Raw genomic sequence first — 13,834 nt, forward strand, 5'->3', positions numbered from 1 at the left:
TTCCTCATTTTATATATGAATTAATTCATCGCTTGAAATCCTTTTTGCAAAATGTAATAGGAAGGCTTCAATCGTTCATGAAATGTCGGCTGCTCCCATTCCTTCCAGCTATATTCCTCCATTGCTATAGGCTGCTGCGCCGTTTCCGGCGTGCTGCCTATCTTGATATGCTGTATGCCAAAGCTCATTCCATCTACCTTCAGCTTTGATATTTTTCCACGAGCATACATATCATCAATGACATATTTATGGGAAGGGTCCATCACATTCAGCAGCTGCCACGGAATTCTCATTTCCACTTTTCCATCTTTATAATAAAAATCACTTAATGAATTAAAATCAGGGTTATCCGGATTGCCTATTCCGTATTGGAGCAGCCCCGTCTCATATCCTGCAAAAGGAACGACCGTGTTCAGCTGCGGAACTACATAGCTTTTATTTAAACTAAGCCTGATGGGGTTAAAAATACCCGTGTTCTTATGATGAAAGGATGGGTTCTTGTCGATGAGGCTCGTTTGAACCGCATATCTAAAATAGTAGTTATCATAATAGGCATCTACTAATACATGTGAGTCCGTTGGTCCATGAATTTTCACTACAAAGTCTGCATCCTTGCTGAATGTGGAGCCAAGCTGTGAGAAGCTTGTGTTCCCTTGTTCCTTTATCGTATCGATCGGTATGATCAACGTATCCTTATTAAAATCATAATTTTCAGCATCAATCATGAGATAGACATATCCCTCATCACTTTTTACGTATAGCTTGGTATGATCGTCAGCATACAGGGGAGTATCATTTGCCCAATCATCGAACGAACCGTCGATATAACGGATGCTTTTGTCGTTGCCAGGATCAAGCGCTAATAAACCAAAATGCTGCTCATTCGTTTGAGCATTAAGCCAGTATGGCCTTGAATCAGGCAAATCCAAATCATTGTTGTTCCATGTTCGCTTAAACCATTCATCCTGCCACGAAAAAACCAATCCCCCTGCTAAACTAGCAGCGTGAATATCCTTCATCATTTTCATCAGCATATCGCCTTGCGTTTGTTCATCTATAAAGCCCTGGTTAAAGCCTGTAATTTTGTTTTCATGCGCCTTGCCGCGTGAGGCTGGAATGCCAAATTCCGAAATAAGAACAGGCATGGAATGGAACTTCTTAATTTCCTCTAAATAAGCCAAATAAGGGTTTGGTTTGCCCTCGGCATCTTTAAAGTGAATATAATCGGTCTGATAGCTAAACGTATCGGGGTAATAGGGGTACACATGATAAGAGGCAAACATGCCGGCTTTATAGCTGTCATGCCATTTAATATGCTCGACGTTTACTTCTACAAGGTCTTCATTTTTATAAGGCTCGTTAGGATGCTTTAGCGGATCTGTCGTTACCCAATTGGAAAAGGCAACCGGGCTTTGCATGTTATAGGTTGTCATTTCATAATCAATCAACTTATCTCCTACTTCAGTGAGAAAGGCCTCAAACGGAGATGCGCCTACGGTATAAAGGTATTTGCCATCATAATGGCTGCGCTTTGCGTTATTTTCATTCGTGCTGACGACAAGCGAAGGCTCCCATTCAATACCAACTATCCATCCGATGACATACTTCGAAACATCCGAGGTATAATTGCCGTCCGCATGGCCTTTATTTACTGGCAAATAATGATTGCCATGCAAAATATTAATCGTATCTTTTACCGTAACATTCATATCATTTAGAATCTTGTCATTGCTGCCAAAAGCATCATCGATTGTTGCTATATCGCTCTCATTAACCCAAACGCCATGAAACACATAAATAGGCTTCTTGCCATTTTTCACTGCATTTTGATTAAAATCAAATAAGGCATTATAAAACTGCGGCCGCTGTATCGTGTACACTCTGATCGTGTTTGCATTCATATCCGAAATATAGCCAAGCCATCTATAGTATTCATCGTATGTAATGGCAACCTCGCCGGGAAAAGCGCCTGGCTTTCCAGCTCCAAGGTTCACACCTTTAATAAATGTTTTCGTCCATTGTCCATTTTCCAAAACATAAAAAGAGTTTCCATCCACCTTGCTTACATACTCCGATGCCATTGGTGATGTGGGGTTGCTATGATCTGTTGCATTTATTTTATTTTTCAAAATAAATATGCTTGAATAGGCTATAGCGATTAAAATAATGATAATAATTGAACCATACATATAGTTCTTACTCGAAATTTTCATTTTAAGCCCCCCGAAAACATTATAAGTATAGATTTGTTTCACTGTCTATTCGGCGGTATACCTCAAATATATCCAATTAAAAATTTAAAAGGCTTGAAATCCAATCATTCTCAATTCGATCATAAAATTTCATAAAAAAGAGGCTGCCCATAAGTTCAATGAACTCATGAGCAGCCTTGTAAACAATGGCTGTTTAAAAGATATGATTTTTCCAACCGTTCAGCTTGGCGACCGCCTCTACAAAATAGTAATCGCCATAGATTAACGAAACATTCACATTCGTACCCGATGGACGATTTCCCGTTGCTTGAAGCAAGATTGCCTCATGATTCGGCAGATCCCATGCAGCATAATTCTCATGAAGGGATATAAGCATACGTTCAGCTGCATCACGGTAAACATTCCCCTCCTCAACTGGCAGCATCGAAGCAAGATCCAAGAGGCCGGATGCTGCACAAGCGCCAGCTGAGCTGTCTCTTGGTTCATCTGCCCTATGTTCCGAAGCTCTAAAATCCCAGTGCGGTACGTAATCAGAAGGCAAGTTAGCTATAAAAAAGTTCGCTACTCGCTGCGAGGCACGCAAATATTTTTCATCGCCCGTATAGCGATAAGTATTCGCCATACCGTAAAGAGCCCATGCTGCTCCGCGGCTCCAAGCGGAATCCGCTCCCGCACCTTGCCCGCCGATTGCCCCGAGTAACTCGCCTGTTTCCGGATCAAAGCTCACAATATGCTTAACCGATCCATCCGCGCGAATGAAATGCTCTACAACCGTGTCGGCATGCGCCCTTGCGATATGCTTAAAGCGTGGATCATTGGTCGTTTGGGCAGCCCAAAACAACAAGGATAAATTCATAGATGAATCAACGATGGACCAGCCAACCTTATCTTGGTTCCAAGCCCGCAGAAATCGACCAGCCATATTGTATCTGCCTGCTAAGAAATTAGCAGCGAACAATCCGCGGCGCAGCCCATCGGCATCGCCAGTCAGCTTATGTTTAATGATTGCTGTCGGTAAAAATTGAAAACCTACATCATGATGAAAATTGTTTTCCTGCATCATTTTAGCTTCCAGCTTCTCGTCCCAGCCCCAGGCCGCGTTCTTATATGCTTCCTTTCCCGTCATATCGTAAAAAATCCACAGCATGCCGGGCCAAAATCCCGAGGTCCACCAATCATGCCTCATATCGTCATAAATGCCGTCGGCCTTTGCAGCATGCGGTGATTTATCTCCGATCTGCTGAAGCATGCTCTCTCCTTTTTGCACAATCATCGCAAACACCTTTGTAAAATCATAAGATTCAAGCATTAGCATCTGGACCTACCACAACGCCTGATTTACTGTTAAAACGATCTGTAGCTTCTTTTATAATTTCATTGCCGCCGCTTGTTTTCCACTCTTCGATAACCTTTGGCCAATCCGCAATACTTTCTTTGCCGTAAATCATTTTGACCATGTGATCAAGGATGAACTTAGACGGCTCGTCAAACTTTGGAGCCAAGTCTGGGAATTGTGTATAGCTGTCTAGGTCGGGATCAAAGAAAACGCCGGCACGTCCCTCGTTAGGCAACAGCTTCTCAAAACCATTCATCATTTCTGCGCCCTTCGTTTCCAGCGGAAGTCTATCCTTATTGAAGGCCCCGTCTTTAACCAGCCATAACCAGTCACGACGTTGTTCAGAATAGCGCTGCTCCTCGTCAGCAGGAACCGTGTAGTTTACTTTGTCGCCCTCTTTCGTATACGTCTCACCCTCATTGCCAAAGGTAAAGAACGTATTCGCATCTGCGCTAACCATGTAATCAAAATAGCTGACAATGGCTTCTGCTTTTGCTTGATCCATCTTCGCGTTCAAATACGATTGTTCAAGCGTCTTGTTGTAAAGCATCATACCGCCTTTGCCGTCTGGACCAGTCGGTGAAGCGATCATCTCAAGCTTTCCGTCAGGCACGGTCTTTGTCAGTTCCCCTTGGTAGATTCCTAGTTGATTGGCATTGGCATTGTAAATGCCTAGATTTCCAGCGTCGCGGCTTTTCGTCCACATCGCACCTGTAATCGTTGCAAAATCTTTGGCCATCAAACCTTCATCGTACATCGCTTTATACATTTCCAGCGCCTTCATCATGTTCTCTGAATCAAAAAATTTCGGAACGATTTGGTCGCCTTGTTTCTCATACATCGTGCTGTAAGGAAGCACATCGTACGCTCCCAATATGAAGTCGGCATATTTGAAGTTTTCACGGAATCCAAACGGTTGTTCAATGCCGAGCTTCTTAAATTCACGAAGCATAGGCAGCAGCTCATCAATCGTTTTTGGCGCCCCAATTCCAGCTTTCTCAAGAAGGTCAGCTCTTACAAATGTTGCACGGCGCGATTGTACGCTTAAGTATTGCGGAATGGAGTAGATTTTTCCTTGATAGGTTACTTCATCCCAAGCTTCTTTCGGAATAGCAGTAAGCAAGTTTTGCCCATGTGATTTGAGAAGATCATCAAGCGGCATGAACAGTCCAGCTTCTACTGCGCCTTTCATATCTTTGCTTGCCGGTGTCATAGACTGATAAGCAGTCAGTACGTCCGGCAATTCACCGCCTGCGAACATAAGTGAAATCTTTTGTTTAAAATCCTTATGCGGAAGCAGCTGGATATTCATATCGGTGTTTGTCCGCTTCTCCAGCTCCAGAACCCACTTGTCTTTATTAATGTCTTCTACCGATTCCACCGCTTTCAAAGCTAACGTGCCTCTTGCGATCGAAAATTTCGTAGGCTCTGCTGGCTTATCCGTCACATCTGTTTCTTTGTCAGGTGCTGGGCTAGTTGTCGATTCTACTTTGTTGTTTGACTCCGAACAAGCTGTGAGCAGACCCGTAAGGAGAATAACACACAGTAAGCTAAGCATTCTTTTTTTCATAAACAGATCCCCTCTCATCAAATTTATAACGCTTTCATTTTCATAGACAAAGCTTATCACGCTCGAAAAATGGTTAATATGTGTTAACTTATGGTGCAATGGTTTTTTTTACGTTGCCTATGATTTTACAGATCCGACCATCATTCCTTTCGTAAAATGCTTTTGCAGGAACGGATATACCATCATAATCGGGATGGTTGCAATGACAACGACAGCCATTTTGATGCCTTCCGGTGAAGACAATAAGGCATCCTCGGCTGGCGCAGAAATGGAGGAGCTGTCCGTAATAATAAATTCTCGCAGCCTTACTTGGAGCGGGTACAACAATCTATCGTTGATATAATAGAGCGCATTCGCATAGCTGTTCCAGTGCGATACCGCATAGAAAATACCGAGCGTCGCCATAACGGGCTTTGACAACGGCAAAATAATGTTCCATAAAATCCGCATCTCGCCACAGCCGTCGATTCGTGATGAATCAATCAGCTCCGTTGGAAGCCCCATAAAGAAAGAGCGCATAACAAACAAATTAAAAGCGCTTATAGCTCCAGGCAGCATCAATGACCATAACGTGTCATGAAGGCCCAGCTCTTTTACGAGCAAATAGTTCGGAATAAGCGGTGCAGTGAAAATCAACGTCAGAAGCACCATAATTAATACAGGCTTGCGGTATACATATTCGGCACGCGACAACGGATAAGCCAGTGTTGCCGTCATCACCAAATTAATCAGTGTCCCTACAACTGTAATGTACACGCTAATGCCAAACGACCGCCAAATGAGCTTTTCCCCAATAACCGCCTTAAAGTTGGTCAGCGTTGGCTCAACCGGCCATAAATAGACTTTGCCCGTGTTAATTGCTGCATTGCTGCTGAGCGATTGCGCTACGACATGAATGATTGGCAAAATCATGCTTAAGCCAAGTACGATAAGAAAAATATAATTGAATACGTTAAACCACCGCTGTCCGGTGCTTATTTTTACCATGGGGGTCTCCTCCTTAATATAAACCTTCACCAGTCATCTTCTTGCTGAGTGTGTTGCCTGTCATAATTAAGACAAGTCCGACCACGGATTTAAATAGACCGATGGCTGTCGTGTAGCTATATTGTCTTTCGAGAAGGCCCACTGTATAAATATACGTGTCCAAAATCTCCCCCTTACCAGCGTTAAGCGTGTTCAGAAATACCGAAACTCTTTCAAATCCAAAATCCATGAAATGGCCGATCTGCAGCAAAAACAAAATGGTAATGGTCGGCATAAGCGCGGGCAAAGTGATGGACAATGTCTGTCTCCAGCGCGTCGCTCCATCCATTTCTGAAGCCTCGTATAAATCTGGATTAATGCTCGTTAGCGCTGCCAAATAAATGATCGTTCCCCAGCCGGCGTCTCTCCATATGCCAGAGGAAACCAGTATCGTTCGGATATACGACTCTTCCCCCATGAAGTAAATCGGATCAAAGCCGATCATCGTAATGATATTGTTTACAAACCCGCTTCGCGGCGATAGAATCTCAATGGCGATGCCACCGATAACGACCCACGATAGAAAATGCGGCATGTAAATGATCGTCTGCAGCGTCCGCTTAAAGAACACCTTGCGAATCTCATTTAGCAGCAAAGCAAGAATTATTGGAATCGGAAACGAAAAGCCTAAGCTGTAAAATGCGAGAATAAGCGTGTTTTTCAATATCCGCAAAAAGTCAGGATACTGAAACATGCGCTGAAAATGGTCAAACCCTACCCATGCGCTTCCCAAATAACCTTTGAAAATATTGTAGTCTTGAAAGGCCATAACCGAACCTAAAAGCGGCACATACTTAAATAATAAGAAATAAAGAATGCCTGGGATGGATAGAAAATATAACGCTTTATACTTATTTAAATAAGCCCACCGCTCCTTTCCAGTCCGAAACAGCATGAGGCCGGGCTCAGATTGTGAAATATTGCTTTTAGCCATCGGAGTCAACTCCTAACATAGTTTGTACGACAATCGTACACTATGGCACAGAGCTCTACGATGGCGCCATCTTTGTCGGTATGGTTTTTTTTACGATTTGGGCATGATCATTCGAATGACCGTTCCGACTGCTAATTCACTCTCTATCTCTAATCCGTATGCGTCGCCAAATACGAGCTGAATGCGGCGGTGGACATTCAGGACGCCGATTCCTCCCTTGCCTTCCTTCACTTCGGTCAGCTTCTTCGTCTCCAAGCGGCTTCGAAGCTGCAGCAGGGTAGATTCGCTCATACCAGAGCCATTATCTTTAACCGACACAACAAAAAAGCTCTCCGTCTCTTCCGTCCGTATTTCGATCCGATGCTTGTCCTCGATGCCTTCAAAAAAAGCATGTTGAAACACATTTTCGATGATGGGCTGAAGGGTAAGCCTGACCATCTTCTTCAGCAAATAATCTGGCGGAATTTCCACATCGATCTCGAACTCCTTGCCGAACCGATGCTTCAGGATCGCCATGTAATTCAACACATGCTTCAGCTCGTTGACGACCGTAATTTCCTCCAAACTCGTTTGGACAGCATAGCGCAGCATATAAGCCATGTTTTTTACAATTTCCGATACCTCATCCGAATCCTGTACAGCGGGGAAGCAAACAATCGTCTCCAGCGTGTTGTACAGAAAATGAGGATTAATTTGCAGTTGGAGCGCTTGCAGCTCTGCTTTCTGCCGCTCAAGCTCCGCTTCACGTTTGGTGCTTTCCGCTGTATAGACCTGCTCGATCAGGTCCGATAATTTATTGACCATAGAATTGTAGCTTACAACTAGCTCGTCCACCTCATCCTGCTTTCCATTTAACGGAATTCGGGTCCAGTCCCCTTTCTCCGCTTGCTTCATGCCGCGTCTAAGCTTTTGAATAGGCGTTGTGATCGAGTAGCTGAACCGATAAGCAATCAGCAGCCCTAATATCAATGTTACAAAGCCGATCCATATAATGTTCGTTCGAATGCCGATGATCGGTTGGCGCAAATCCTTCATCGGAATCGATATTTGCAAATCCCAATTCGTATAGCTGGAATGGCGGGCAATCGTAAACCTCTCTTCCCCGGCTTCCTTGCTTATGAAGGACACAGCCTTTCCTTCTGGCAGTTCACGCTTCGCTTGAGAGGACAGCTTTTGGCCAATCTTGCTAGAATCGGTATGGTAAACAACTTCTCCCTGCCGATCCTCAATATGAAATAAGCCTTGGGGACCTAAATCAATGCCTTTCCAAAGCGTAGATAACTCCGTGCTCTTGATCTCAATGGCGAGAACACCTTTATAATCCATCGACCGAAGTCCTCTTACTTTACGGGCAAGCGTGATAGATTGGCCTTTCTGCACGGAGCTGATGCTATCGTTCAAAATGACGATTTGGCCATTATCTGGAATGTCTGAGAATAGATTTTCTACATATTTTTTGGCAGAGGGGCTTGTAAAGTCGAGGGATGCATTATTGTTCACGCCGACAGAGCGTCCGTCCTTTCCAACGACGTACAAAGCGAGCACCTCAGGGTGACGAATCAATATCGGTTCAAACGCATACGTCTTGATTCTGGATGAGTAAAAATAATTTTCATAATTGAGCTCCGGCGCCACATCCAAATACTCTTTAATATCCAAATTAGTAAGCAGCGACAACGTTGAGTTCTCATAACTCCGAATATATTGTTCCAAATGGTGCGACGTAATGTTGACGACCTGTGCCATGTTCGCCTCCGCCTGATCGCGAAGTCTCTCTGTCGCTCCATAGTAGGTGTACACGCCTAGAACAAATAGAGGTACAAGGATGACGATGATGAAATACATATACAACCGGAAAAATAGTCCCTTTCGCCGCTTCATCATTTATTTAATCCCCAGCTTGCTGCGAAATTCGGTTGGTGTGATGCCCTTCACTTTCCGAAAGGTTTTTGCAAAATGAGAATAGTCCTCGTAGCCGATCTCATGCGCGACATCAACAATTCGGTAATGAGGCTGCGCGAGCAGCTGCTCCGCTGCTTCTATTCGTTTGGTCATTCGGTAGTTCACGAAGGTGACCCCTGTCGTTTTTTTAAAGTACAAACTAAAATAATTAGGCGTTAGGCCAACCAGATTGGCAACCTCTTCTAGCGTTACTTCCTTCGCAATGTTCTTCTCGATATAAGCTCTGACCTCTGTCATTAAATCCTTAAAGCCGCCTCTGCGCAAAGCAAGCTCATCGGTTACAGAGTGGATTTTGTCGCGAAAGCTTTGCTTTCCATCAGTTAAAGTATTTTTCTCTATAGCAGCGGCAGCAATCCCTGTGTACTGATGACCCTTGTCCTGCAATCGATCCAATACCGCTTGAAAGGAATCCTCCAATAGCTCATTTAACTGCTGTGGATGATCTGTTCTTTCTCCGCAATAGCTAAGCCAATCATCCAAACATTTATCCAAATCGGGCAACCGCAGCTGCCAAATATGCTCCGTCATCTCATCGAGCCATTTCTTCGAGTGCGTCGGCGCAACGACACCTTTTTCCATAGCAGGCAATATTTTATCCAGCATTTCATGAATGTCCTTTTTCACAACGGGCTTAAGCATATACTCCTTCACACCGTACGCCATACATTGTTTCGCATATTCAAACTCCGCAAAACCGGAAATAACAACAACTCTAATATAGGGATAGATATCATGAATGCGCTTGCAAAGTTGCAGTCCATCCATCCTTGGCATCCGAATATCCGTAATGATGATATTGGGGGGATACTCAGCAATGAAAGCTAAAGCCTGCTCCCCATTCTCAGCTGTACGGATGCTTGTAAATGGATTGCTGTACGACAGCATCATATTTTTTATGCCATTACGAATGATCATTTCATCGTCCACGATCAATATATGCATATTCATTCCTCCGATTGAAATACTGGCTAGCCGCTTGCCTTTATGATAACAACGTTGGTTTCATACTATTGGAATTACCATTCCTTGTCTACTTGAATTTATGGCGTTCAGATGTGTACGGATTCTAACAAACCGAATGGTGTTTACATGAATTTATAGCGGAATGGAGAAAATACGTTTGACATAAATGTTGGAATTGCATATTATATGAACAAGTATTCATATATTCAACTGGAAGAAGGATGTCTTATGAATGAGTATCGAATAAAGGGACTCTCTTGTGGCGGCTGTGCCCTCCGAATGGAGGAAGAGATTAAACAATTGGAGCATGGCTCGGATGCAAAGCTCAGCTACAACTCAGGAAAATTAACGGTTGATCCGCAAATTTCCATGGCTGCAGTTAAGAAAATTTTAAAGTCAGACAATGCCTATATCGAAGCAAGCTCGGAAGCGAATACGGGACACGATCATAGTTCCCATAGTCATGCTGGACATGATCATGATCACGATCACAGTCATTCCGAAGGCCATTCAAATATGCTCAAATTGCTCATCGTATCGGGCATCATCTATGTTGCCGCATTATTCCTTGATGGTGTGCTCGACAAACAAGCAGTCATTCTATTATATTTGACCGCAACGATTATTAGTGGCTACACCACATTTTTCCGCGGACTTAAAAATTTAATTAAAATGAAGTTTAATATCGATACCTTAATGACTATTGCGTTAATCGGAGCTGTATCCATTGGTGAATGGAAGGAAGCTACTCTCGTTGCCATCTTGTTTGGACTGAATGAGCTGCTTGAAGGTTATGGTATGGAAAAGGCGCGCCGCTCCATGGAAGCTTTATTTCAAGTTGCGCCTAAAGAAGCTTTAAAAGTAGAAAATGGCCAAGAGATTATCGTTCCGATTGCTTCTCTTCAAATCGGCGATCTTGTAAAAATTAAGCCCGGTGAAAAAATCCCTTCGGACGGCATCGTCTCTGAAGGAAAAAGCTCGGTGAATGAATCGGCAATCACAGGTGAATCACTGCCGGTTGAGAAGGAAGCTGGAGAACCCGTTTACGGCGGAAGCATTAACAATGAAGGGCTGCTTCTCGTTCAAATTGATAAAGCATACAAGGATTCCTCCTTGGCAAAAATTCTTCATCTCGTTCAAGAAGCACAGGAGACCAAAACGCCAACGGAGCTTTTCATTAATAAATTCGCTAAATATTATACGCCGCTCATTATGATTGTTGCTGCGCTTGTTGCCCTTATTCCTCCGCTCCTCTTTCAGGGAGACTGGATTACATGGCTTTATCAAGGATTATCCGTATTAATTGTAGGCTGCCCTTGCGCATTAATTCTTTCTTCGCCAATTGCTATTGTATCGGGCATTACAAGAAATGCTCGGAACGGCGTACTCGTCAAAGGCGGCGTATTTCTAGAGCAGCTCGGGAAGATCGACACGCTTGCTTTTGACAAAACAGGTACGTTAACAAAAGGCGAACCGCATGTTGCCAAATTGGAAGCGTATGATGAAGAACGGTTTTTCCAAGCAGCTGGAGCTATCGAGAAATCGTCCTCCCACCCGCTGGCGAAAGCGATTATGAAGGAAATAGCGAGCAGAAATATGACAATACCAGAACCGGATGAAATTCAAACGATATCAGGTCGGGGAATTAAAGCGAAGGTTAACGGCTTTGCATACTGGCTTGGAAATGAAAAAAGCATCGAGCATATTACGATTCCGGATTCTGTCCAAAATCGCATAGAACAATTAAAAAATGACGGTCTTACTCTTGTATTGGTGGCAGACGATCAGCAAGTACTCGGTATGTTTGGCATTTCAGACGAAATTCGCGAGGAAAGCCGGTCTGTAATCGCATCCTTACACAAACTGGGAATTAAGCGTACCATTATGCTTACCGGAGATCATCAGAAGACAGCGGAGAAAGTCGCTTCCGCCGTCGGGGTGTCCGAGTTTTATGGCAACCTTCTGCCGGAAGATAAAGTGAAGAAAATTAAAGAGCTTTCAGCAAGCCACCATGTCGCGATGATAGGTGACGGTATTAATGACGCTCCTGCTCTAGCCTCTGCGCAGCTCGGCATTGCGATGGGCAAAGGAACAGACAGTGCAATTGAAACAGCCGATATCGTCCTCATGCAGGATCATTTGGGCAAGCTGCCCGAAGCCGTTTCCATTGCCAAAAAGGTCAATCGCGTCATCCGCTTTAATATTTGCGTCTCGCTCGGACTGAAAATAATCGCATTATTGCTTACCATTCCCGGCTGGCTCACCTTATGGATTGCCATTCTCTCCGATATGGGAGCGACTATATTTGTTACACTTGTCAGCTTGACCATATTAATTGAACGAAAAAAGCGTGCAGAATAAATTCATACGCAAATAAACAAGAGCCGTTAGCATTATGCTGACGGCTCTTCGCTTGTTTGATCATTCACGCTCCTTCGGCTGATCGGGTTTTTCATCCGGGTCTATCAGTCCTTTTGCCCCTTTTTTGAATTCTGACAGCGTCGTTCCAATCGCCCGCCCAAGCTGAGGCAGCTTGGATGGTCCAAACATCAGCAAACCTAAAATCACAAGCAATACAATTCCTGCAACACCTATATTCGGCATTCTGAACTCCCCATTCCCGTTTGGTTCTAGAAGTTAACTAACAAAGCTGTTACATACATCAGCAATATGCCAAGTGTTAAACCTGAGAAATTGAGCCACGAAACGGCAGGTGCTTCTGCAGCCTTTGCATCCCTAACAATCATTTTAAAAATGACATAAATAACTTGTATAATGGCCCCTGCGCCAATACCGAAGAATAAGGCCGCCAGCGTTTGATTAAATACAAATCCACCGATCCACGTTCCGATAATAGCAGGACCGCCGCCTAAGAGTGCTAATGCGAGGAAAGTCTTGTACGTTGGTTTTGCTTTTAAAAGCGGCGCCGCTATGCCAATCCCTTCAGTAATGTTATGCAGCGTAAACCCAATAATAAGGAAGGATCCAAGCGCAGCCTCACCCGCGGCAAAAGCAGCACCTATCGCAAGCCCTTCACCGAGATTATGGAGACCTATTCCACTCGCGATTTTGAAGGATACCTGCTTGCCAGGATCATTATGCTGGATTGCCTTTTTGGATTTCGTCTGATCAATGGCTATGAGGAATAAGAAGCTTAATGCCGCACCGAACCAGACTAGGCCTGTGCCTTGAAATACGCCGGGTGCTTCCGCACCAAGCTCTAATCCTTCTTGTATGGTATCCACAGCAAGAAAAAATAAAAGTCCAACTGTAAATGCCAATACCGCCTGAATGCCTTTGCTTGAGAAGCGACGCATAAAAGGATACCATAGCAATCCGAGTCCAACTGGAACGACACCGACATAAAAACCTATTAGTGAATATTGCAGAAATCGATTGGTATCGGCAGTTGGCGTTTTCATTGCAGCAGGTACATCCCCTGTAAATATTAGTCCGTTAGAGGTGATAAGCTTAATTTGATGAGGATCTCCCTCCACCCAAGGATAAGGAATATAGATCGTCGAGCTGCCGAATCTCTCAAGCGTAGGACTAGGTGAGTAGGAAGCATTCCAAAAAGAATCATCGACAACAACTTGAGCAACCGTCAGCTCCTTTGGCCCAGAATTAAGTATACGAACTTCAAATCCATCATCCGTCAAAATAATACGTTCAAAATTGAGCACTTCAATCGGGGCCGCTTGCTGTTCTTCTACACCTGTACCCCATGAAGCGATAACAGAAATCAAGCCAGCCAGCAGCAGCAAGGGCATTATGCCAAGCAGCCAGACTGCTTTTTTACCTAGCTTTTTATTTATTATTTCACTTTGCAC

The 13,834-nt window shown here is 44.0% G+C and carries 10 protein-coding genes; 1 reads left to right on the forward strand and 9 read right to left on the reverse strand.

Features of this window, described 5'->3' with window-relative positions; all coding sequences use genetic code 11:
* Window positions 1–20: 20 nt before the first annotated feature.
* The 7 genes from AC1DM9_RS20730 to AC1DM9_RS20760 all read right to left on the reverse strand — a co-directional run bounded on the left by AC1DM9_RS20730 (window position 21) and on the right by AC1DM9_RS20760 (window position 9,983).
* A complete protein-coding gene (locus AC1DM9_RS20730) occupies window positions 21–2,213 on the reverse strand; it encodes a family 2 glycosyl transferase (RefSeq protein WP_477581936.1) in 2,193 nt (730 codons plus the stop codon).
* A gap of 193 nt (window positions 2,214–2,406) precedes the next feature.
* Window positions 2,407–3,522 carry a glycoside hydrolase family 88 protein gene (locus AC1DM9_RS20735; RefSeq protein ID WP_477581937.1) on the reverse strand — a complete coding sequence of 372 codons (1,116 nt, stop codon included), beginning with the start codon at window positions 3,520–3,522 and terminating at the stop codon, window positions 2,407–2,409.
* Window positions 3,515–5,119: a type 2 periplasmic-binding domain-containing protein gene (locus AC1DM9_RS20740; protein WP_477581939.1), complete on the reverse strand. Its 1,605-nt coding sequence runs from the start codon at window positions 5,117–5,119 to the stop codon at window positions 3,515–3,517. Before AC1DM9_RS20740 ends, AC1DM9_RS20735 begins: the two co-directional genes overlap by 8 nt.
* Before the next feature lie 117 nt (window positions 5,120–5,236).
* Window positions 5,237–6,106, reverse strand: coding sequence for a carbohydrate ABC transporter permease (locus tag AC1DM9_RS20745; protein WP_441910687.1), 870 nt, complete (start codon window positions 6,104–6,106; stop codon window positions 5,237–5,239).
* A gap of 13 nt (window positions 6,107–6,119) precedes the next feature.
* On the reverse strand, window positions 6,120–7,040 hold the full coding sequence (locus AC1DM9_RS20750) for an ABC transporter permease (protein ID WP_477551207.1): 921 nt from the start codon (window positions 7,038–7,040) through the stop codon (window positions 6,120–6,122).
* Between the two features lie 129 nt (window positions 7,041–7,169).
* Window positions 7,170–8,963 (reverse strand): cache domain-containing sensor histidine kinase, encoded by a 1,794-nt coding sequence (locus tag AC1DM9_RS20755; RefSeq protein ID WP_477581941.1) that lies wholly within the window; start codon window positions 8,961–8,963, stop codon window positions 7,170–7,172.
* Window positions 8,964–9,983, reverse strand: a complete 1,020-nt coding sequence (locus tag AC1DM9_RS20760; RefSeq protein ID WP_477581943.1) for a response regulator transcription factor — start codon at window positions 9,981–9,983, stop codon at window positions 8,964–8,966.
* A 249-nt stretch (window positions 9,984–10,232) separates the two neighbouring features.
* Here AC1DM9_RS20760 and AC1DM9_RS20765 point away from each other — a divergent pair, with 249 nt between their 5' ends.
* Window positions 10,233–12,365 (forward strand): heavy metal translocating P-type ATPase, encoded by a 2,133-nt coding sequence (locus AC1DM9_RS20765; protein WP_477581945.1) that lies wholly within the window; start codon window positions 10,233–10,235, stop codon window positions 12,363–12,365.
* Window positions 12,366–12,425: 60 nt separating this feature from the next.
* Here the strand turns inward: AC1DM9_RS20765 and AC1DM9_RS20770 are convergent, their stop codons facing one another.
* Together AC1DM9_RS20770 and AC1DM9_RS20775 are read right to left on the reverse strand one after the other, a co-directional pair.
* Complete coding sequence (locus AC1DM9_RS20770) at window positions 12,426–12,608, reverse strand: twin-arginine translocase TatA/TatE family subunit (protein ID WP_477581947.1); 183 nt, start codon at window positions 12,606–12,608, stop codon at window positions 12,426–12,428.
* A gap of 26 nt (window positions 12,609–12,634) precedes the next feature.
* Window positions 12,635–13,834, reverse strand: a complete 1,200-nt coding sequence (locus AC1DM9_RS20775) for a ZIP family metal transporter (RefSeq protein ID WP_475446715.1) — start codon at window positions 13,832–13,834, stop codon at window positions 12,635–12,637.

The organism is Paenibacillus sp. 01T431, assembly GCF_056398625.1.

What these genes read in the sequence shown, in the direction of transcription:
- AC1DM9_RS20770 (WP_477581947.1), bottom strand. Translation starts at nt 12,608, where the DNA reads ATGCCGAATATAGGTGTTGCAGGAATTGTATTGCTTGTGATTTTAGGT.
- AC1DM9_RS20740 (WP_477581939.1), bottom strand. Translation starts at nt 5,119, where the DNA reads ATGAAAAAAAGAATGCTTAGCTTACTGTGTGTTATTCTCCTTACGGGT.
- AC1DM9_RS20730 (WP_477581936.1), bottom strand. Translation starts at nt 2,213, where the DNA reads ATGAAAATTTCGAGTAAGAACTATATGTATGGTTCAATTATTATCATT.
- AC1DM9_RS20750 (WP_477551207.1), bottom strand. Translation starts at nt 7,040, where the DNA reads ATGCTGTTTCGGACTGGAAAGGAGCGGTGGGCTTATTTAAATAAGTAT.
- AC1DM9_RS20745 (WP_441910687.1), bottom strand. Translation starts at nt 6,106, where the DNA reads ATGGTAAAAATAAGCACCGGACAGCGGTGGTTTAACGTATTCAATTAT.
- AC1DM9_RS20760 (WP_477581943.1), bottom strand. Translation starts at nt 9,983, where the DNA reads ATGCATATATTGATCGTGGACGATGAAATGATCATTCGTAATGGCATA.
- AC1DM9_RS20755 (WP_477581941.1), bottom strand. Translation starts at nt 8,963, where the DNA reads ATGATGAAGCGGCGAAAGGGACTATTTTTCCGGTTGTATATGTATTTC.
- AC1DM9_RS20735 (WP_477581937.1), bottom strand. Translation starts at nt 3,522, where the DNA reads ATGCTTGAATCTTATGATTTTACAAAGGTGTTTGCGATGATTGTGCAA.
- AC1DM9_RS20765 (WP_477581945.1), top strand. Translation starts at nt 10,233, where the DNA reads ATGAATGAGTATCGAATAAAGGGACTCTCTTGTGGCGGCTGTGCCCTC.